This window comes from Vallitalea sediminicola, from assembly GCF_054408565.1.
Window position 1 is genome coordinate 101,703 of the sequence record NZ_BTPT01000046.1, and the last position, 21,545, is coordinate 123,247.

General features: G+C 34.1%; 18 protein-coding genes. 15 read left to right on the forward strand and 3 right to left on the reverse strand.

Annotation, left to right across the window (positions count from 1 at the left end; translation table 11 throughout):
- Positions 1–226: 226 nt before the first annotated feature.
- Positions 227–520, forward strand: a complete 294-nt coding sequence (locus ACX6CF_RS18835) for a hypothetical protein (protein ID WP_458786916.1) — start codon at positions 227–229, stop codon at positions 518–520.
- Between the two features lie 108 nt (positions 521–628).
- Here ACX6CF_RS18835 and hcp read toward each other — a convergent pair whose 3' ends face one another.
- Positions 629–2,278, reverse strand: a complete 1,650-nt coding sequence (hcp, locus tag ACX6CF_RS18840; protein WP_458786917.1) for a hydroxylamine reductase — start codon at positions 2,276–2,278, stop codon at positions 629–631.
- 175 nt (positions 2,279–2,453) lie between these two features.
- Between hcp and ACX6CF_RS18845 the strand changes: the two genes are divergently transcribed.
- From ACX6CF_RS18845 to ACX6CF_RS18865, 5 genes are all read left to right on the forward strand, one after another.
- Positions 2,454–3,107: an SGNH/GDSL hydrolase family protein gene (locus ACX6CF_RS18845; RefSeq protein WP_458786918.1), complete on the forward strand. Its 654-nt coding sequence runs from the start codon at positions 2,454–2,456 to the stop codon at positions 3,105–3,107.
- 145 nt (positions 3,108–3,252) lie between these two features.
- Entirely contained in the window at positions 3,253–5,340 is a 2,088-nt protein-coding gene (locus ACX6CF_RS18850) for a sigma-54 interaction domain-containing protein (protein ID WP_458786919.1), read from the forward strand.
- A 404-nt stretch (positions 5,341–5,744) separates the two neighbouring features.
- Positions 5,745–6,920, forward strand: coding sequence for a MalY/PatB family protein (locus tag ACX6CF_RS18855; protein ID WP_458786920.1), 1,176 nt, complete (start codon positions 5,745–5,747; stop codon positions 6,918–6,920).
- A 96-nt stretch (positions 6,921–7,016) separates the two neighbouring features.
- On the forward strand, positions 7,017–8,249 hold the full coding sequence (locus tag ACX6CF_RS18860) for a dicarboxylate/amino acid:cation symporter (protein WP_458786921.1): 1,233 nt from the start codon (positions 7,017–7,019) through the stop codon (positions 8,247–8,249).
- A 145-nt stretch (positions 8,250–8,394) separates the two neighbouring features.
- Complete coding sequence (locus tag ACX6CF_RS18865) at positions 8,395–8,763, forward strand: RidA family protein (protein ID WP_458786922.1); 369 nt, start codon at positions 8,395–8,397, stop codon at positions 8,761–8,763.
- Here the strand turns inward: ACX6CF_RS18865 and rpoN are convergent, their stop codons facing one another.
- A complete protein-coding gene (gene rpoN, locus ACX6CF_RS18870; RefSeq protein ID WP_458786923.1) occupies positions 8,764–10,131 on the reverse strand; it encodes an RNA polymerase factor sigma-54 in 1,368 nt (455 codons plus the stop codon).
- Between the two features lie 160 nt (positions 10,132–10,291).
- Here rpoN and ACX6CF_RS18875 point away from each other — a divergent pair, with 160 nt between their 5' ends.
- From ACX6CF_RS18875 to ACX6CF_RS18900, 6 genes are all read left to right on the forward strand, one after another.
- Positions 10,292–11,563 (forward strand): L-cysteine desulfidase family protein, encoded by a 1,272-nt coding sequence (locus ACX6CF_RS18875; RefSeq protein ID WP_458786924.1) that lies wholly within the window; start codon positions 10,292–10,294, stop codon positions 11,561–11,563.
- An 89-nt stretch (positions 11,564–11,652) separates the two neighbouring features.
- Positions 11,653–12,969, forward strand: a complete 1,317-nt coding sequence (locus ACX6CF_RS18880) for an L-cysteine desulfidase family protein (protein ID WP_458786925.1) — start codon at positions 11,653–11,655, stop codon at positions 12,967–12,969.
- 19 nt (positions 12,970–12,988) lie between these two features.
- Positions 12,989–13,477: a GNAT family N-acetyltransferase gene (locus ACX6CF_RS18885; RefSeq protein WP_458786926.1), complete on the forward strand. Its 489-nt coding sequence runs from the start codon at positions 12,989–12,991 to the stop codon at positions 13,475–13,477.
- 561 nt (positions 13,478–14,038) lie between these two features.
- On the forward strand, positions 14,039–15,829 hold the full coding sequence (locus tag ACX6CF_RS18890) for an L-fucose isomerase (RefSeq protein ID WP_458786927.1): 1,791 nt from the start codon (positions 14,039–14,041) through the stop codon (positions 15,827–15,829).
- Between the two features lie 314 nt (positions 15,830–16,143).
- Entirely contained in the window at positions 16,144–17,043 is a 900-nt protein-coding gene (locus ACX6CF_RS18895; RefSeq protein WP_458786928.1) for a helix-turn-helix domain-containing protein, read from the forward strand.
- A gap of 27 nt (positions 17,044–17,070) precedes the next feature.
- A complete protein-coding gene (locus ACX6CF_RS18900) occupies positions 17,071–17,769 on the forward strand; it encodes a DUF4386 domain-containing protein (RefSeq protein ID WP_458786929.1) in 699 nt (232 codons plus the stop codon).
- Between the two features lie 29 nt (positions 17,770–17,798).
- On the opposite strand, the gene ACX6CF_RS18905 is transcribed toward ACX6CF_RS18900, so the two are convergent.
- Positions 17,799–18,644 carry a helix-turn-helix transcriptional regulator gene (locus tag ACX6CF_RS18905; protein WP_458786930.1) on the reverse strand — a complete coding sequence of 282 codons (846 nt, stop codon included), beginning with the start codon at positions 18,642–18,644 and terminating at the stop codon, positions 17,799–17,801.
- 179 nt (positions 18,645–18,823) lie between these two features.
- On the opposite strand from ACX6CF_RS18905, the gene ACX6CF_RS18910 reads away from it, so the two are divergent.
- From ACX6CF_RS18910 to ACX6CF_RS18920, 3 genes are all read left to right on the forward strand, one after another.
- Positions 18,824–19,942, forward strand: a complete 1,119-nt coding sequence (locus ACX6CF_RS18910) for a uroporphyrinogen decarboxylase family protein (protein WP_458786931.1) — start codon at positions 18,824–18,826, stop codon at positions 19,940–19,942.
- 309 nt (positions 19,943–20,251) lie between these two features.
- Positions 20,252–20,785: an RNA polymerase sigma factor gene (locus ACX6CF_RS18915; protein ID WP_458786932.1), complete on the forward strand. Its 534-nt coding sequence runs from the start codon at positions 20,252–20,254 to the stop codon at positions 20,783–20,785.
- Positions 20,775–21,539, forward strand: coding sequence for a hypothetical protein (locus ACX6CF_RS18920; protein WP_458786933.1), 765 nt, complete (start codon positions 20,775–20,777; stop codon positions 21,537–21,539). The genes ACX6CF_RS18915 and ACX6CF_RS18920 overlap by 11 nt, the downstream gene beginning before the upstream one ends.
- The last annotated feature ends 6 nt before the right edge of the window (positions 21,540–21,545 follow it).

The following is a 21,545-nucleotide window of genomic DNA, read 5'->3' on the forward strand; positions in this document are numbered from 1 at the left end:
CTTTCATAACTTTTTGTAACGTAAAAATAATCGTTAATGATATTGTATCAAATTACACTTTTTATTAAAAGTCTATACTACAAATAATATCATTTAATTAGGATAAAACATAAAAAAATAATTTATAATTACTTATTCAACTTTTCCACTACAATAACCTATGTAGTCACTTTCACTTTAGCAATGTCAAATGCATATAATAGTAAAAAAAGCAGAAGGATAATATATGTTTAACGAAGAAATTGAAGCTACCAGATATGGCAGAGGCAGACGACCTTACCGATACCGATATCCTAATTATTATCCATCATATTACAGGAGATATCCTAACTATTATAGAAGAAATCCCTATTACGTAAGATATCCATATTATAGAAGACCTTATTACTATGGAAGACCTTACTATTATGGAAGACCTTATTACAGACCATATAGAGGCAGAGGCAGAGGCAGAGGCAGAGGCAGAGGCAGACTATATGGCATGGAAGAAGATAATTACTCAGATATCATATATGTATAGAAGGATGATAATATAAAAGCACAGAGAAATCTGTGCTTTTATATTTACATATATTGAACTTAAATATCTATACATACATTTAAATAAGTTCAATATATATCCAGTATATTAACCTAGGATTGTTTGTAAATCATGGTCGGGAGTTGAAATTGATTGGAGATTAAATTTGTTAACTAATACTTGAAGTATATTAGGAGTTATAAAAGCAGGTAGTGTAGGTCCCAAATAAATATTTTTAAGACCAAGATATAACATTGTTAATAGTACAGCAACTGCTTTTTGTTCATACCAAGTTATGATATATGATAATGGAAGATCATTAACATCACATTCAAATGCTTCTGATAATGCCAAAGCTATCTTAATAGCTGAATATGCATCATTGCATTGTCCTACATCTAATATTCTGGGGAATGGTCCAATAGAACCTAGGTCTAATTTATTAAATCTATATTTACCACATGCAAGAGTTAATATAATAGTATCTTTAGGTGTTTTTTCAGCAAACTCGGTATAATAATTTCTTCCTGGTCTAGCTCCATCACAACCGCCAATCAAGAAGAAATGTCTTATTTTACCTTCTTTTACAGCATTGACAATAGCATCTGCATTACTTAAGACAGCTTTTCTGGCAAATCCCATAGGTATTCTTTTTTCTGATTCATCGTTAGTGAAGCCTTCTAATTCTAAAGCTTTTTCTATAACAGGTGTAAAATCTTTGTGACCATCCACGGTAGGGATGTGGGTTACATCAGGCCAGCCAACAATACTTGAAGTGAATAACCTGTCTTTATAACTTTCCCTAGGTTTCATTAAGCAATTACTGGTCATTAATATTGCTCCAGGCAAATTATCAAACTCTTTTTGTTGATCCTGCCAAGCACCACCAAAGTTACCTATTAGATGTTTATATTTCTTTAATCCAGGATAAGCATTACAAGGAAGCATTTCTCCATGTGTATAGATATTGATACCTTTTCCTTCTGTCTGTTCAAGTAGATCACCTAAGTCATTAAGGTCATGACCTGATACAACAATAAAGTGTCCTTTTTTCTTGGTTATAAGCATTTCAGTAGGTTCAGGGTCACCAAAAGTACCAGTATTAGCTGCATCTAATAGTTCCATACATTTAAAATTAACTTTACCTAGTTCCATATTAAGGTCAAAATAATCTTCAATAGTTAAATCTATCTTTAAAGTAGCACCAAGGGCTTTGAATATGAAATTTGATATTTCAGCATCATATTTTCCTAGTACATATGCATGATGGAAATAAGCTCCCATACCTTTTATACCGTATATTAATAGTTCTCTCAGTGAACGTATATCCATATCTAAGTCTTCGTCGTCCATTACTCCTAAGTTCTTCATATGGGGAATGTTAAGAATCTCTCCTTTTGTTTCTGGAGCAAAATAGTCTGCACCCTCAGGTGCATTAGATGTATTTCCAAGTTTGTTCATGAGTTCTTTTTTATAACAATTTGCTTTTTTGATATATTGGACAAATCTTTCAGGTGCAAAGTTAACATTAGTAAGTGTTGCAAATACACATTCTGTACTGAACTCTCCTAATTCTCTAGATATTTCTTGCCCATTTTTAATTAATTCTGTAGCATAATAGCCTAAGCCTTTTGCTAAAAAAATTAGAACATCCTGCATTTTAGCTACATCCGGGTCTTTCGTACAGATTCCCATTCTGGTACATCCTTTGCCACCAGCTGTTTGCTCACATTGATAACAAAACATAGCGTCATCCATATATTATCCTCCTTTGTATGGTTTCCATTTTTTATGTTTTCTTCATAGTTATCTTAAGCTAATTTCATATATAATATTCTATAAATAACAGATTAATTAAATTATGTTATAATGATGCTATTATTTAATTCAACTTTTATAGACAGCAATTCTAATTAAAGAAAGGAGTAGTATTATGATAAATAATATTAAAAAAGGTTCATTAGTTTTATTTCAAGGGGATAGTGTTACAGATTGTGGAAGGACAAGCAATGAATATTTAGATCTTGGCTATGGTTATGCCAATATGGTTTCTGCGTGGCTAACAGCACTATATCCAGAAAAGCAACTCCGCTTTTTAAATAGAGGTATAAGCGGTAATAGGGTATCTGACCTAAAAAATAGATGGAAAGAAGATTGTATAGATTTAAGACCTGACGTAGTTTCCATATTGATAGGTATCAATGATTGTTGGAGAAGATATGACAGTAATGATCCTACTTCTGTAGTAAGTTTTGAGACTATATATAGAGAGATTATCACTAGTATAAAACAAAAAATAGATGCAGAAATTATCATCATGGAACCTTTTTTATTGCCAGTTATAGAAAAATCAGAAGGTTGGTCAAAAGGGCAGAATGAATGGAGAGAAGACTTGGATCCAAAAATTCATGTTGCTAGATCTTTAGCAAGAGAATTCAATGCCACTTTTGTACCACTTGATGGAGTATTTGCAAGGGCAGCCACAGTGCAGCCTATGGAAAGATGGACGGAGGATGGAGTGCATCCAACACAAGCAGGACATGCACTAATCTCTAGACAGTGGCTAAAAGCTTTTGGTGCAATGTAAATTATTTAGTACAAGAGAGAATACGAGGTTGAAATTAGACCAATAATTGATAGTAGATGTAAGCCATTAAGTTAAGTGTAACAAAATAATTGATTATTGATTTTTTGAGTCGATACAAGTATGAAGGGAATAGATATTTGTGTTTATGAAAAAACAGATAGCACTAGTAGTCTTGGATCCATTGGCTGGTGCGTCATATGTAGAAGAAGTAGAAAGTTTGTTCGGTGAATATGCTGAAATTGTTGTATATAGTGTACGTGATGGGTCTGCCATAGGAAAGTTACCAGAAGCTGATTTGTTTGCCGTTTCAACAGATGCTTATGGCTCTACAGAAGAAGTTGATCGTCATGTTCCCATAGATAGCGAAGTCATGTCAATTGAAGTTACATTTCTGTGGAAAACATTGGAACAATTATGGAAAATTCCAGAAGAGACATCTGTGTTGTTGGTAAATGTAACGGAAACTATGGCTCGTGAAGCAATCACTCAACTGAATGCCCTTGGAGTGAATCATTTGCGGTTTATTCCATTTTATCCTGGAGCCGTATTAGATGAGAAGGTTGATATCGCATTGACACCAGGAGAATCGCGTTATGTGCCTGATGCAGTTAAAATGGTTATAGATTGTGATCACCGTCCATGTTCATATGGGATGATGATTGAGATGGCGCTTCGACTTAATCTGGAAAATTTATTGGAAACAGAGCCATTTTTGAATTATGCTAAAATTGTTGCCTCAAATCATTATAGTTTCGATTTGATGTATGCGAAATCTCGAAGTAGAGAAAGCCAGTTTCATGTTCTTATGGAAATATTGAATGAGGGATTGATAGGAGTAAATGAAAAGGGAGAAATATTCGCTTGTAACAAAAAAGCATGTGAAATTGCCAAGGTGTCAGAGCAATTTGTGCTTTGGAAAAGGGGTGAAGACGTATTTCCCTATATTCCGTTTTATCAAGCGTTAAAAAATAAGAAAGAAATTCCTGAATCTGTAACCAAGCTATATGGTTCAAATATATCTATCGCTGTTATCCCGGTTATGAGAAAAAATGAATGTATTGGTGCTTTTGCTATGCTTCAACGTTTCAATGAGCAGGAATCACGACAAAATGAATTGAGAAAGCAGTTGCTACAAAAAGGGCATTATGCCAAATATACATTTGATGACGTAATTGGTGTGTCAGAACCTATTAAGCGTGTCAAAGAAATACTAAGAAGAATGGCTATTACAGAGAGTCCAATTTTGATCGTGGGAGAAACAGGGACTGGTAAAGAATTGTTGGCACATGCGGTTCATCAAGCATCTAAGCGTTCAAATGGCCCGTTTATACCTATAAATGTCGCAGCGATGCCTGAGAATTTGTTGGAAAGTGAGTTGTTTGGTTATGAAGAAGGGGCGTTTACAGGAGCAAAAAAAGGAGGACGCCTTGGATTATTTGAATTTGCTCATCAAGGAACCCTTTTTTTAGATGAAGTTGAGGGTATGAGCCTTGCAATGCAAGTTAAGTTGCTTAGAGTTTTACAAGAAGGAGAAGTTATGAGGGTTGGTGGTAGTCACATTGTGAGAGTTGATGTACGTGTTGTAGCTGCGACTAATGAATTTTTGGAGGAAAATGTTGAAAATGGAAGTTTCAGAAAAGATTTGTATTATAGACTAAATGCGTTGACAGTCTTGGTACCTTCACTTAGAGAACGTGGTATGGACATTTTGATGCTTCTTGATAACTTTAAAACTGAGTTTAATGGAACTTTTGAGTTATCAGAAGAAGTTAAGAAATTTCTGCTGCAGTATTCTTGGCCGGGTAATGTTAGGGAGCTTCAAAATGCTGTAGAGTATTTCAACTATCTGGGAAAGCAGATTGTGGAGATTGAAGATTTACCACCAACTATGTCTAAAATGAAAAATATAATTTGTGAAAAAAAAGAAGAAAAATTAACTAGAAATAGTGACCAATTAAAGAAGAAAATTCCTTTTGAAAATTCCATTTCATTGTTTGATTTTGTGTTGGAGCGATTGTATGAAGCAAGTGAAAAGGATGAATATATCGGTAGAGAAAAAATTCTACAAATGGCGAAAGAACAGCATTTGGTTATTTCTCAAAAACAGGTAAGAGAAATATTGATACAGTTGGCAGATCTTGGTTTTGTGATTATTGGTCGGGGTAGAGGAGGAAGTCGGATTACAGTTAAGGGTAGAGAGTATTGGCAAGAACAAAATAATAAAGGGGTATAAAAAAGATGAGGGTGTGGAACTTGATGAGTGAAGCATCCTCATTTTTTTATAGTTGAAGTATGTTGTTGATTAAAATGGTTAAAACCAATTAAAAATTTAACCATTTAAACGTATATAACCAATATAACCAATTTTACAACAACTAAAAATAATAAATCATACATTATTACTTGCTAAATAAAATAATAAAAGTCAACTTATTATATGATAAGGAAGAAATGGGTAAGATTGAATATATATTGAGCTTTCAAATCATTAGCCATTCATCCAAACAAAGGTTATACATATTAATTTATTGATTAATCTAGAGCACAATATGGTACTCCTAAAAATTTGGCACGGTATTTGCACTATATATAAATGTAAGAGATAAGAGGGTATCAAAGAAAGGAGGATATTTATTTATGAAGTACAATTTTGATGAAGTAATTGACCGTAGCAACAACCGATCATCTAAATATGATGAACGTTTCAAGAAATTTGGAACGTCGGATGTAATTCCTCTCTGGGTAGCAGATATGGATTTTCAAACAGCTCAACCGATTATTAACGCTTGCATGAAAAAAGCGATGGAAGGAATATGGGGCTACACTTCACGGCCAGAAAGTTATTTTGAAGCAGTAAAAGAGTGGGAAATGAAGAAGTACAATTGGGAACCTGATACATCCCTAATGAGTTGGAGTCTAGGTGTTGTTCCTGCGATGTCAGCAATTATTAAGTTTTTTAGTAATGAGGGAGATAAGCTTATGATTCAGACTCCAGTATATTCCGAGTTTTATGACATTACTGAAGCATTGAATCGTATAGTTGTAGAAAATCAGTTAGTAGAGAAGAATGGAAAATGGGTTATTGATTTTGAGGATTTTGAAGAGAAAGTTAAGGATTGTAAAATTTTCATGCTTTGTAGCCCTCATAATCCATTGGGGATTGTATGGAAACCAGAAGAACTCAAAAGAATGGCTGAAATCTGTATTGCTAATGATGTGTTGGTGATATCTGATGAAATTCATTCTGATCTGGTTTTCCATGAAAAAAATCATACTCGTACTGCTACAATCTCAAAAGAGATAGCGAACAGCATTGTTACATGTGTGTCTGTAACCAAGACGTTTAATCTAGCTGGATTACAGGCTTCTACTACCATTTTTCCTAATATTGAGATGAAGAGAGCATTTGACGATTTCTGGGGGAATATGGATATTCATAGAAACAATGCATTCAGTTCAGTAGCAATGGAAGCGGCGTATAGAGAAGGAGAGGAGTGGCTGGAACAAGTTTTACAATATATCTCGGATAATTTTGATTTTATTGTGGAGTATTGTGCAGCTAACATACCTAAGATTAAGCCTAATTTACCAGATGCTACTTATTTAGTTTGGCTGGATTGTCGTGAACTTGGAATGAGCAATGAGGAGCTCCGAAATTTCATGATCAACAAAGCAAAAATCGGTTTGAATGAAGGGTATACTTTTGGACGTAGTCTATCAGGCTTCATGCGTCTAAATGCTGCTTGTCCAAGAGAAACATTGAAAATAGCACTAAAACAGCTTAAAGATGCCGTTGACAACTTAGAAAATTAGTAACTTGGCAATGTAAAGATGGGATGAAAATCAGTATAAAAAAACTTTGGGGTTAGAAGAAATCAGCAATTACTTATTGAAACGGAGGAAAAAGATATGAACAAGAAAGAAGTTTGGAAAAGCTATCGTTTTCCGCTGATTCTATTGGCGGGTATTGTTACAGGAGCTATTATTGGTGCGGTTATGGGGAAAAAAGCAACAGTTCTTGCACCACTTGGGGATATTTTCATTAATCTTATGTTTACAATCGTTGTTCCAATGGTATTTGTGTCCATCACAAGCGCAGTGGGTAGTATGTTGAATATGAAACGACTGGGCAAGATTCTTGGAAGTTTAGTAATAATTTTTATCGCAACTGGATTAATTGCTTCAGTGTTGGTGTTGGTAACGGTAAATATTTTTCCACCAGCAGCTCATACAACCATTTCAATGGGCAGTGCAGAGATGGGGGAAGCTACTAGTATCGGTTCCATGATCGTTAAGACATTGACTGTTAATGATTTTACTGGTCTTCTTAGTAGGAAGAATATGTTGCCGATTATCGTATTCGCCATAATGACTGGTTTGGCAGTAGCAGCAACAGGCGGAGAAGAAAGCCCTGTAGGTAAACTTCTAAATAATCTTAATAAAGTTATCATGAAGATGGTTAGTATGATCATGAAGTTAGCTCCAATTGGTCTAGGTGCATATTTTGCTAATCTGGTAGGTGAATTTGGACCTCAACTTATTGGGGACTATGGACGAGTGGTGTTAGTCTATTATCCATTATGTCTTATATATGCAGTAGTATTCTTTCCGCTTTATGCATATCTTGCAGGAGGAAAACTTGGAGTGAAAAGGATGCTAAAAAATATTATAAATCCTGCAATAACAGCTTTTGGAACACAGAGTTCTGTGGCAACTCTTCCAGTAAATATGGAAGCATGTAAGAAAATTGGAGTTTCTGAGGATGTAAGTAATATTGTGCTTCCTATGGGAGCAACGATGCATATGGATGGATCTGTGCTTTCATCAATTACAAAGATAGCTTTTCTATTTGGAATATTCCAGATTCCATATGCAGGAGTAGGAACTTATGCAATGTCCATCGTTGTAGCAATTTTGAGTGCTTTTGTCCTCTCGGGTGCGCCTGGAGGCGGTCTTGTAGGAGAGATGTTGATTGTAAGTTTGTTTGGTTTTCCGGCAGAAGCATTTCCACTTATTGCTACCATTGGATTTTTAGTTGATCCACCAGCCACCTGTCTCAATGCTTCAGGTGACACCATTGCATCAATGATGGTTACTCGTGTGGTCGAAGGGAAAAATTGGTTGACCAAAAAGGCTAGTTAAGATGTATTAATTAGAACTAGTCTTAATAGATATTATTATTATGTTAATGAGACGGGGGAGTATTGTCAGAGAACTTGCCCGTCTTATAGCAAAAAGAGAAATACTAAAAAAATCTTAACATCTAGTAAATAAAGGAGGATTTTCTATGAAAGTAATTAATACAGAAAAGGCACCTGGTGCAATTGGTCCCTATTCTCAAGCATTTGAGGTAAATGGTGTTATTTATACATCAGGTCAGATTCCAGTAGACCCTAAGGACGGTATGGTTCCAGAGGGGATAACAGCACAAGCAGAGCAAAGCTGTGAAAATGTAAAAGCGATTTTAGAATCAGCTGACAGTAAAATGGAAAAAGTGTTCAAGACTACCTGTTTTCTGTCAGATATGGCAGATTTTGCTGCCTTCAATAAAGTTTATGCCAATTATTTCCTATCAAAACCAGCTCGTAGTTGTGTGGCAGTCAAGACGCTTCCAAAAGGAGTTTTGTGTGAAATAGAAGCTATTGCAGTAAAATAACTAATAGATTTTTCGACCGGTGGTTCCAGGTATTGATAGTTCTTTGCGATATTTAGTAATAGTTCGGCGTGATATTTGGAACCCTTGTTCGGAAAGTAATTCGGCTAAAATCCGGTCACTATAAGGCTTTGATTTATCTTCTTGTTCAATGAGTGTACACAGAGCCTGTTTAACATCCAAAGTTGTGACAAGTGAAGTATTTGAATCAGATTTGGTGACAGAAGCTGCTCTTACAAAAAAATGATTCAATTGAAAAGTTCCCCAAGAACATCTTAAATACTTTTGGTTACATGCTCTACTTATAGTTGATACATGGACGCCAAGAATATCGGCTATATCTGATTGTTTTAAAGGCTTTAAATAACTAGGACCATTATGGAAAAACTCTTGCTGCATGCTTAACAACGTCTTGATAATGGAGGTAAGTGTAGAAAAACGCTGTTGGATACATTGCTCAAGAAGTTTGGCTTGTTGGATTTTCTTTTGTAGATAATCGTGTACTTCGCTATTTTCACTTTCCTGATAGAGGTTGATATAGTAGTCGTTAAATATAATTTTAGGAATGATGGAATCATTTAACTGTATTTCAAATCCGTTTTCGGTGTTGATGACTGTAACATCAGGTGTGATATATAATGTTTTTTCAGATGAGGAAAAAAGAGCCCCTGGCCATGGATTTAAATTTTGAATTATGTTAAAGTAATTCTTAACAGTACTTAGGGGAAGTCCTGTATTTCGTGTAATGGCAGCAAGTTGGTTTTTTATTATAAGATTCAAGTTGGAATGAATGAAAGTTAGAAAATCAGAAGTTAGGATTCCTTGGCGACTTAATTGCAGGCATAAACACTCTTCAAGATTTCGTGCACCAATACCAGCAGGATTCAAGCTTTGAACCAAGGTCAGCATTTCTTCTGCTTGATTTATGGAAATGGAATATTGTTTAGTAAGTAATTCGAGAGAGTCTATAAAGTAACCTTTTTCATCTAGGCTATCAAGAATATAGCGAAGGGGAGTTTCCCAGTTATTCGGCCAGAAACGGGTAAGTAGTTGACTCCACAGATGATTTTGTAAAGTCTCTTGATTTTCTTGAGTTTCAACCCAGTTTACAGTATCGTTGTTGCTGGATTCAAAATTCCTTTTGTGATAACGATCAGGTTCATCGTGTGAACTAATCCGTTGATTGATTTCCAAAACTGCGGGATCATCGTTATTTTGATATGCAGGCATAATATCAAGTATGGGATTATCTAAAGTTTGCTCGTATAGATATTGTTCTAAGTCCGTATACGGCATTTGAAGAATATCGGAAGACAAAATTGTTTTGTATGAAGTTATTTGTTTTTGCTCAATATTGAGTCCAAAATCCATCAGTTGTTTTGTCCTTTCAAATGAAATCATTATAACTAATGTTTAGTATAACATAACAAATATTAATTTTAAAGATATAAAAAGTTTAACTAAGTCATGCAACATAATAATATTCCCATAGCTTTTTGCTATGATTATATTATACTAGAGGAGGAAGAATATGCACATATTATCTCAATTAATCAAAGAAGATATGAGACCGGCACTGGGCGTTACAGAGCCAGGAGCAATTGCATTAGCAGTATCTACAGCGAGATGTCTGATAAAGGGTGATGTAGAGAAAGTTTTCCTGAAATTGAATAGTGGAATGTATAAAAATGCCTTTACATGTGGTATTCCAGGTAGTAATGAGGTCGGTAATTATCATGCTGCAGCATTGGGAGCAGTAGCTGCTGATCCAAAAAAGGGTCTGGAATGTTTAGAAGGCATCAAGGAGATGGAAGCGAAAAAAGCTAAGCAGCTTGTTGAACAAGGGAAAATTGTTGTAGATATGAGTGAGATATCCAGTCGAATTTTTATAGAAGCAAAAGTTATTGGTGAAGATTCTCATGCAACAGTTACAATAAGGGATACACACACAAATATCGTTAAAATTACAGAAAATGAAAAAGTTATATATAAAAAGAAGCAACCTGTGGTGAATCAAGAGGAAGATGGTCACCTGATTCATAAATACACATTAGAGCAACTTTACAACTATGCAAATACAGTTTCTCTAGATGAAATTCAATTCATCAAGGAGGCTTATGACTTGAATTGGGAGCTGTTGTTGGAAGGTATCAATAGCAATAAAACTACATTTGCACGTTATCTGCTTGAAGCAAATGGAGGAGAAATTATCTCAGATGATGAACAAAAGACAGCTTCACTGTTGTGTAACGCTGCTATTGAGGCTCGTGTGATTGGGCTTTCAAAACCAGCAATGAGCATTACTGGGTCAGGGGCACATGGAATAATTGCCACTATGCCATTGTTTGCCTCGTATAGAGTAAATAAATATTCTGAAGAAGCCTTGTTAAGAGCAACTACATTGAGTTATTTGATTTGTATGTATATCAAAGAATACTCTGGAAAGTTGTCAGCTTTTTGTGGTTGCGCCATTGCAGCAGGAACAGGTATGGCATGTGGTCTGGTCAATCTGCGAGGTGGTGACAAGGAAAATATGGTAATGACGATTAATAACATGGCAAGTAGTATAACAGGCATGATTTGTGACGGTGGAAATCAGGGTTGTACCATGAAAGGAGTAGTTGCAGTGGATGCAGCATATTCTTCGGTAAGTATGGCAATGAATGGTGTATATATACATAATGTACATGGAATAAATGGAACCACACCAGAAGAAACCATGAAAAATATGGGGATGATTGCTTCACCAGGTATGGTAGCGACCGAGAAAACGATTGTAGAGATACTTGAAGATAAAAAATGAAATATGACTTGCCATTATTATGGTAATGAGCTTGATATGTTTAAGAAGATTACATACAATTTTAATAATGACAGAAGTGGAGTGATAGTATGAATAAAGATGATAGAAGATATGTAGCCTATGTACAGATTTTAAGGGAAGAATTAGTTCCAGCTATGGGTTGTACAGAACCTATTGCAATTGCATATGCTGGCGCAAAGGCTAGAGAAGTTCTAGGTAATTTGCCTGATCGGGTAGACATTGGGGTCAGTGACAATATTGTAAAGAATGTCAAGAGTGTGGTGGTTCCAAATACAAACGGTATGAAAGGTATTGAGGCCTCTGTTGTGTCTGGTATTGTAGCAGGTAAGGCAGAAAAAATACTTGAAGTTATCTCAGAAGTATCTGAAAAGCAAAAAGAGGATATGCAGAAGTTTCAAAAGGATGTGCCGGTTAATGTATCAGTACTTGATAACGAAATAATATTTGATATTATTGTAACGCTCTTTTATAAAGACGAATCAGTTAAGGTAAGAATCAGTGACTACCATACGAATATCGTGTATGTAGAAAAAAACGAAGAAGTTTTGGTAGATTTGGAGAATGCGGATCAAGAGTCAGTCAACGATGAATGTCTCGAAGAGAATGGGCTTATGGATAAGAGACTTTTGAACATTAAGGATATAATCGACTTTGCTGACTCATGTGAAATAGATGATGTAAGGAAAGTACTGGATATGCAGATTTATTATAATACCCAGATCTGTGAAGAAGGGATACTTGGAGATTATGGTGCGAATATTGGATCTACCTATTTTAAATATTATGGCAATGATGTGAGAAATAGAGCAATAGCAAAGGCTGCAGCAGGTTCAGATGCACGTATGAGTGGTTGTGAGTTACCGGTTGTCATTAATTCAGGAAGTGGAAATCAGGGAATAACAGTATCTATTCCAGTTATAGAATATGCTAAGGAATTGTCTGTATCAAAGGAGAAGCTATATAGAGCCCTTGTAATTTCAAATCTCATTGCAGTACATCAAAAAACAGGTATTGGAAGACTATCTGCGTATTGTGGTGCTGTCAGTGCAGGTTGTGCTGCAGGATGTGGTATTGCCTACCTTCAAGGAGGTGGCTATGATGAAATAGCACATACATTGGTTAATTCTCTTGCTATAGTTTCTGGAATCATCTGTGATGGAGCAAAACCTTCCTGTGCTGCGAAAATTGCTTCCAGTGTTGAAGCTGGTATCGTAGGATATCATATGTATAAAAATGGTCAGGAGTTCAAGAGTGGTGATGGTATTGTAACCAAAGGGGTTGAAGCTACCATTAAGAACGTTGGTCGTCTTGGGTGTGAAGGAATGCGTCAGACAGATAAAGAAATAGTAAAAATGATGTTGGAAGGAAAAGCTGAGTGCATATAATAATGAAAGGTTGTGCAGTATGATGAATAAGATTAGGCAAGTCCTAAAAGAGGATTTGTATGACATAGTTGAAATTGAGGCAATTTGTTTTCCAGCGGCAGAGGCTGCAGAAAAGAAATCTATTGAAAGCAGAATAGATACATTTCCAGAGAGTTTTTTTGTGGCTGAAAAGGATGGCAGAATTGTAGGATTCATTAATGGAGCTGTCACAAATGAGAGAACAATCCAAGATGAAATGTTTGAAAATGTTGAATTGCATATGGAAGATGGAGCGTATCAGAGCATATTTGGTCTTGATGTAATACCGGAATTTCAGCATCAAGGAATCGCTGGAAGATTGATGAGGCATATGATAAATGATGCAATGATAAAAGAACGTAAAGGACTGATATTAACATGTAAAGAACATTTAATTGGTTTTTACGAGCAATTTGGATTCTCTAGTTTAGGGTTGTCTGAATCTGTACATGGAGGAGCAGTTTGGTACGATATGATACTGTATATTTAAATTAATTAATTTTGCTTAATTACATATTAATATGTCAAACTATAAAGTAAAAAATGAAAAGTATTAAATCATATGTAATGATAATCACTTAGTTGCACTTATTGAGTTTATCTGATTTTAAAGTAAAAGCAACTAGCTGTAAAAATTTTTTTTATCATTATATATGATTTTCTTATGTATTCTATGGTTATTTATTAGTGTGTTAAAAACTTAAGGAATTGGAAGTGTCGATTTTATTTTTAAGTAATGTAAATTATTTCTAATATAAATCATAAAATTAGTTGAATAAATGACTTGATAAAATAATAAAAAGATTATATAATAAAAGAAAACGATTACTATATTTTTGTAATTGGTTTCTTTTATTTTTATATTAACTAGCGTATGACATATATTTATATGTAATATAATGGAACAAAGTATATACAAAAGATGTATATTCTTATATTTTTTATATTTATAGTAAACGATTACTATAGTTGTTCCATATTAATATCAATTTGGTATACTACCCTTTTATACAAGGGGTTAAGGTTAATAAATTTTAAGGAGGAATATTTAATGACAGGTACAAATAGGTTACAAGGCAGAATGCCAAAGGTAGGAATTAGACCAACAATTGATGGTAGACGTAATGGGGTTAGAGAATCCCTTGAAGATCAAACAATGGATATGGCAAAAAGCGTTAAAGAGTTTTTAGAAACAAATCTTCGCCATCCTAACGGTTTACCAGTAGAGTGTGTTATCGCTGATACGACTATAGGTGGGGTAGCTGAGTCAGCAAAATGTGCTGATAAATTTGCAGCAGAAGGAGTTGGAGTATCTATCACTGTAACTCGTTGCTGGTGTTATGGAACTGAGACACTTGATATGGACCCATCAACACCAAAAGCTGTTTGGGGATTTAACGGAACTGAACGTCCAGGAGCAGTATATCTTGCAGCAGCATTAGCAGGATATGACCAAATCGGTATTCCAGCATTTGGAATCTATGGAAAAGACGTTCAAGATGCAGAAGATACAACAATACCAGAAGATGTAAAAGAAAAATTATTACAATTTACAAAAGCAGGATTAGCTGTTGCTAACATGAAAGGTAAATCATATTTATCTCTTGGAAGTGTTTCAATGGGAATCGCAGGTTCTGTAGTTAATCCAGCATTTTTCAAAGATTTTCTTGGTATGAGAAACGAATATGTTGATATGTCTGAATTCATTAGACGTATGGATAATAAGATATATGATCCAGTTGAATACGAAAAAGCTATCAAATGGGTAAAAGAAAATTGTGTTGAAGGTGAAGACCGCAACGACAAAGAATTGATACATACTAGAGAGCAAAAAGACGAAGAATGGGAAACTGTTGTTAAGATGACTCTTATCGCAAAAGACTTAATGGTTGGTAATCCTCGTCTAGCAGAGTTAGGTTATATAGAAGAATCATGTGGACATAATGCCATAGCTGGCGGATTCCAAGGTCAGAGACAATGGACAGATTTCATGCCTAATGGTGACTTCATGGAAACAATCCTTAATTCATCCTTTGATTGGAACGGTATCAGAGAAGCATTTGTATTCGCTACAGAAAATGACTGCTTGAACGCAGTACCAATGTTATTTGGACATCTCCTTACTGGAACAGCACAGATATTCTCAGATGTAAGAACTTATTGGAGTCCTGATTCTGTGAAACGTGTTACTGGAAAAGAATTATCAGGAAAAGGTGCTAATGGAATTATCCACTTAATCAATTCAGGTTCTACTACTCTTGATGCAACAGGACAACAATCAAGAGATGGAAAACCAGCAATGAAACCATTCTGGGAAATTACTGAAGAAGAAAATAAAAAATGCTTGGATGTTACTACTTGGGGACCAGCAAGCTTAGGATACTTCAGAGGCGGCGGATATTCTTCTACATTCAAAACAGATGGTGAAATGCCTGTAACAATGGCAAGAGTTAATATTATTAAAGGTCTTGGACCAGTTCTTCAAATAGCAGAAGGTTATACTGTTGACCTTGATAAAGATATCCACGATGTACTTAACATGAGAACTGACCCAACTTGGCCAACAACTTGGTTTGCACCAAACTTAACAGGCAAAGGTGCTTTCAAAGATGTATATTCTGTAATGAACAACTGGGGAGCTAACCACGGTGCTATAAGTTACGGACATATCGGTGGTGACCTTATCACACTGGCATCTATGTTGAGAATACCTGTAGCTATGCACAACGTACCAGAAGAAAGGATCTTCAGACCTAAAACTTGGGGTGCATTCGGACTTGACGATCTACAAGGTGCAGACTACAGAGCATGTAATAACTTTGGACCAGTTTATGGTAAATAATCAAGACCATATCTGTCTATATTTTAGAGGGGTTATCCCCTCTATTTTTTATGAAATACTTTATTATGAAATGGCTTAGTACATCTAATCGTAGGTAAAGTCTGTGATTTTTTTTGAAGGAGATATAACAATCAAATTCATCTTACTAGTAAAAATTGTATAGAATAATGTCTGCAATCAGTAAAATATATTAGTATTTCAGTAATCTATAGATTTACTAATTGTATTTTATAAAATATAATTGTGATTAAAGATATATGAATAAGATATGAAAAAGAGTGTTTAGTTTAGAATACGCAGAAGGGAGAATGAACTTGTCAGATATATTGCATATTGAGTCGGTTTCACAGATTAATGAGATGATAGGTAATGAAAAGCTAAAACATCCATTGATAGCATTACTTGAACCATCAAAAGTGAAAACTCTTCCAGAAATAAAACAAAAAATCGTTTTAGACTTATACAGCCTTAGCTTGAAAAGCGGTAGCGAATGTAAGATAAAGTACGGGAGACAGAATTATGATTTTCAAGAAGGAACGTTAGTTTTCTTAGCGCCAGGTCAAACAATTGAACCTATAAGTAAGTCAGAAGTGACCGATACAGAAGGTTGGACATTAGTGTTTCATCCCGATCTAATACGTAAAACTACACTTGGTAATAAGATCAATGAATATGCATTCTTTTATTATGACTCTAATGAAGCACTGCATGTGTCGAATCAAGAAAGAGTAATAATTACGGATATAGCAAAAGCAATTAAAAATGAATATAGTCAAAATATTGATGAATATAGCAAAGAACTCATTGTGTCTAATATTGAATTGCTACTTAACTATTGTAAAAGATTTTATAGTCGTCAAATGATTACAAGAACAAATGTTACTAAGGATATCGTAAACCAATTTGAAAAGTTATTAAAATCTTATTTTGACTCCCAACAACCTAAAAGTTATGGTTTGCCAAGTGTGAAGTTTTGCTCTCAAGAAATGGGATATTCTACAAACTATCTTAGTGATTTACTGAAAAAGGAAACGGGTAAGAATACTAAAGAACATATCCAATTTTACTTGATTGAGAAGGCAAAAGTCATGCTACTTGGAACTAGTACCCCGATCAATCAAATTGCTTATTCCCTAGGGTTTAAATACCCTCAGCATTTTTCTACATTATTTAAGAAGAAAACTGGAATGTCACCTGTTGAGTATAGGATATGAAAATTGTAATGAAAAGGAGAATTGAAAATGATGACAAATAAAAAAATAGCAAGAAGGGCTGGATTTTGGTACTTGCTAATGGCAATATTTTACTCTTTTAGTATGATATATGTTGATTCAGCTATTTATGTACAGGGAGATACATCTGCAACAATCGAAAATATGCTATCTTCTGAGATAATAGTTATTATGGGATTAGTATGTTGTCTTGCTGGTCATGTAAGTTTTCTGTTTTTAGCAAATGTGCTTTACAAGCTTTTTAAACCTGTGAAAGTTGAATTAGCGAGAATAATGGTTATTTTTATTGTAGCAGGAGTTTCTATAGCATTTCTCAATAGAGTACATCAAATGGCGGGTGTTTTGTTATTGAATAGTCCAGTTTATAGTATGGCTTTTGATACCGGTCAATTACATGGATTAGTCATGCTATTTCTTGATATTTTTAAACATGGTGAAATTTTGGCTACAGTATTTTGGGGGTTATGGCTTCTTCCACTTGGATTACTAATATTAAAATCTGATTTCATACCTAAGGTACTGGGAATGTTGTTGATGGGAGCAGGCATTAGTTATATTGTGAAATTCTCTTTGTTTTTCATTATTCACGACTATGCGAGTTCTATTGATATAGGATTATCAATTATTGAGACAGTTGCTGAAGTATCCTTTATCTTTTGGTTGCTTATTAAAGGTGTTAAGAATCAAAAAACTGTTTTGTCTGTTTAAAGGATTCAGTTGATTTTAGTTGTTTGTAATCAAGACCATATTTGTCTATATTTTAGAGGGGTTATCCCCTCTATTTTTTTGAAGTACTTTATGAAATGGCTAACACTCTCAAAACCTACTGATAAACTTATCTCGTGAATTCTCTTATCTGAATGAATCAATAAAACCTTTGCTTCAGATAATTTTTGAAGTAATATATACTCGTAAGGACTATAGTCTGTTACATTCTTGAATTTTCTTATCAAGTAAGATTTACTTACTCCAACATACTTGCATAAATCCTCCAACTGAATATTTTTACTAAGGTTCATCTTGATATAAGATATCACTTCATCAATAATATCCTCTTTGACAGTATCATATCCTTCTCGTATACCTGTCATTATAATACTACTCATTATATCAACTATATGTTTAGAAAACAGCATATCCATATTTCTATCTTGACTATCGAGGAGACCAAGAACAGCAAAAATCATATCTCTTATATTATGGTTTCTATCTTCAAAAACAGGTCCCATTCTATGCAATATCTCTTGCACATAAGATTTGCTTTGACACCCATTAAAATGAATCCAAACCATATTCCGGAGATTCTGTTCATCTGAATAATATATCTGATGTTCTGAACAATCTATTATAAATCCTGTATTCTCAGTCAACTTATAATGCTTGTTTCTATAATCCAGATATCCAATCCCTTTTATTGTCAACAATAATAACATTGTATTATGATTATTACGGTCTGTTCTATAATCCGGAGAACAATTGAACTGTCCACCAGATTGAAGTTCATAAAATATAGAAGAAGCTCTCCGACTAATATAATGATGCTTTGACCAAGAATTGTTTTTTAGACCATACAAACTTTCCATTCTTATGATTCACCTTCTATCTCATTCAGTATCTTATACATATATTATTATCTATCAGCTATCAACAGGTTCAACATTATTATATTTTTATACCATTTAATATCATGAAATACCCTTTGATATATATTATAATGCATATTATAGATGATTGTAAACTAGTTATTGTAGGAGGGAATATTATGCAATTAAAGACTATAAAGGATAAATGGAAAGGAACAATGACCGACAGGGAAAGATTCAATAATCAAATGCACTACAAACCAGTTGACAGATGTTTCAACATGGAATTCGGTTATTGGGATGAAAACTTTGAACAATGGGAATTATTTAGAGATAATGATATTAACAGTAATGAACAAGCCGATATTTTCTTCAACTTTGATAAATTAGCTTGTATTAATGGAAACACATGGATGAGCCCTACCTTTGAAAGTAAAATTATCGAAGAAAGGGAAGATACTAATATATTAATCAACGAAGATGGATTACTTGCAGAAACACCAAAAGATGCTCACGATACTATACCTCATTACATAAAAGCCACTATTATTACACCAGAAGACTGGAAGAAATGTAAAGCAGAAAGATTTCGTAGGGATGATCCGAATAGAATCATTGATGTAGAATCACTAAAAAAACAACACCCCAATGATAGAGACTATCCTCTAGGAGTTAATTGTGGTTCTATGATAGGTAAAATCAGAGATATGTTGACTTTTGAAGGATTAGCTTATGCCTGCTATGATTATCCAGAAATGGTTGAAGATATGGTTGAGACATGCTGCCTAATGGTCGAAGATTTCTTAGACCAAGTATTACCTCACTTCGATTTTGACTTCGCATCTGGATGGGAAGACATCTGTTTCAAAAACGGACCAATAGTATCAGTACCATTCTTTAGAGATATAGTAATGCCAAAATATAAGAGAATAAAGAAAAAATTAATGAAATATGGAATAGACCTCTGGTATACTGACTGCGACGGTGACGTTAGACCTATCCTCCCATATTTACTAGAAGGAGGCATTAATTGTTTATTCCCCTTTGAAGTCAACGGTTGTTCACACCCTGGAGAATTATTGGACCAATACGAAGGACAATTACGAATAATGGGCGGATTCGATAAAATGCAACTAGGTGCAGGAAAAGAAGCTATCAAAGCATATATGGAAACACTAGTTCCATATGTTGAAAAAGGTGGTTACATACCATTTTGCGACCACAGATGTCCACCCAACGTTAAAGAAGAAGATTACTTATATTATCTAGAACTAAAAGAGAAAATGTTCGGCTTATAAAACTCTATTAATAAAATCTAATTCACTTCAAAATAGCAGTAGATAGATGAATACCCATCTATCTACTGCTATTTAATATACTGATACCCTGAGAAAAATATAATGAACATAAAAATAATTTTTCACTATAATTACTAAAAACATATTTATACTAGCCTAGTTTTGCGTAGAGAAATGTTGAAAATGGGAAGGGAGTATGATAGCCTAAAATCAAGATAAATCATTTTAACAGAATAAATTTAAAAAAATATAAAATTCTTTCACACATTTTGATAGTCTGTTCCGTTATAAAGAGTAGGAGGTGATTATGTGCCCCAAAAAAAGCTGATGAAATTAGCCAAAGAGCAAGATGCAAATGCACTAACTCAAATTATTGAAGAACATTATGATATGATATATCGCTATTGCTATAAAAAAGTTGGAGATAGTTTCATTGCTCAGGATATTACTCAAGATACTTTTTTGCGATTTGTAAGTAATATTGATACCTATTTAAATTGTGGTAAGTTGAAAGCGTACTTATATACAATAGCTAGAAATTTATGTAATGACTGGTATAGGCAAAAAAAACCAGTTTTTTTTGATGAAAAAACTGAGATCTTAGACTTTTCAACTATGAATACTCTAAATACAGTGATAGACAACATCAGCTTAAAACAAATGATTAGTAAATTACCTTCGGCACAACAAGAGGTGATAATTCTGCGATATGGGGAGGATTTGAAGCTGCGTGAGATAGCAGAAATAACAGGAACCACAATTTTTGCTATTCAATATAGATTAAAAGCAGCATTATCAAAATTAAAAGAATTAGAAAAGGAGGGCTATTCGCTTGAAAAATAATATTGAAACCCGATTGAGGGAAATTTATAAAAATGTGCCATCGGCTCCAAGAGCTGATGGAATGGCAAATACAATAATTCAAGGGAATAAAATACTTCAAGCAACAGAAAGTCAAGTATCATTTAAGCAATTTTTCTTTAGACAATTTGGCTTTATAAGAAAAAAAGTATGGTTTTATCAAATTGGTATTTTATTAATATGTAGTATAGGTTTATTTTTCCTATATGACAGTATAGAAACTATTGCTATGTTATCTGCTGCTTCGCCTTTGATTGTATTATCTAGCATATCGGAAATATCCCGTTCATATGTATATGAAACAATGGAAATTGAGATATCCACTCGATTTTCTTTTAAGCAGTTGATGATTACAAGAATTTGCATAATAGGGCTAATGGATATATTATTCCTGACAATTCTTATGGTAGTGTCAGGATTGCAATTATCCATAGGAATATTCTCGGTGATAATTTATATTTGTGTACCGTTTTTATTAACATGTTTTGGCTGTTTATGGGTATTGAATCATTTTAAACAAAAGGATTGCAATTATTATTGCGTGGCACTTGGTTTATTTATTTCATTTGCCTTAGGAATGATCTCATATAGGTATCCGTCAATATATGAAGTATCTGCAATTTGGTGCTGGGTAATTTTGTTTATTATTGCTTTCATAGGTGTAATGTTAGAAGTTTATAAAATGATAAAAAACTGCAAAAATAAAATGAATGAGCATTATTTATGCGACATATAGGAGGAA

Coding starts and splice junctions, on each gene's coding strand:
- ACX6CF_RS18835 (WP_458786916.1), top strand. CDS start 227: ATGTTTAACGAAGAAATTGAAGCTACCAGATATGGCAGAGGCAGACGA.
- hcp (WP_458786917.1), bottom strand. CDS start 2,278: ATGGATGACGCTATGTTTTGTTATCAATGTGAGCAAACAGCTGGTGGC.
- ACX6CF_RS18845 (WP_458786918.1), top strand. CDS start 2,454: ATGATAAATAATATTAAAAAAGGTTCATTAGTTTTATTTCAAGGGGAT.
- ACX6CF_RS18850 (WP_458786919.1), top strand. CDS start 3,253: ATGAAAAAACAGATAGCACTAGTAGTCTTGGATCCATTGGCTGGTGCG.
- ACX6CF_RS18855 (WP_458786920.1), top strand. CDS start 5,745: ATGAAGTACAATTTTGATGAAGTAATTGACCGTAGCAACAACCGATCA.
- ACX6CF_RS18860 (WP_458786921.1), top strand. CDS start 7,017: ATGAACAAGAAAGAAGTTTGGAAAAGCTATCGTTTTCCGCTGATTCTA.
- ACX6CF_RS18865 (WP_458786922.1), top strand. CDS start 8,395: ATGAAAGTAATTAATACAGAAAAGGCACCTGGTGCAATTGGTCCCTAT.
- rpoN (WP_458786923.1), bottom strand. CDS start 10,131: ATGGATTTTGGACTCAATATTGAGCAAAAACAAATAACTTCATACAAA.
- ACX6CF_RS18875 (WP_458786924.1), top strand. CDS start 10,292: ATGCACATATTATCTCAATTAATCAAAGAAGATATGAGACCGGCACTG.
- ACX6CF_RS18880 (WP_458786925.1), top strand. CDS start 11,653: ATGAATAAAGATGATAGAAGATATGTAGCCTATGTACAGATTTTAAGG.
- ACX6CF_RS18885 (WP_458786926.1), top strand. CDS start 12,989: ATGATGAATAAGATTAGGCAAGTCCTAAAAGAGGATTTGTATGACATA.
- ACX6CF_RS18890 (WP_458786927.1), top strand. CDS start 14,039: ATGACAGGTACAAATAGGTTACAAGGCAGAATGCCAAAGGTAGGAATT.
- ACX6CF_RS18900 (WP_458786929.1), top strand. CDS start 17,071: ATGATGACAAATAAAAAAATAGCAAGAAGGGCTGGATTTTGGTACTTG.
- ACX6CF_RS18905 (WP_458786930.1), bottom strand. CDS start 18,644: ATGGAAAGTTTGTATGGTCTAAAAAACAATTCTTGGTCAAAGCATCAT.
- ACX6CF_RS18910 (WP_458786931.1), top strand. CDS start 18,824: ATGCAATTAAAGACTATAAAGGATAAATGGAAAGGAACAATGACCGAC.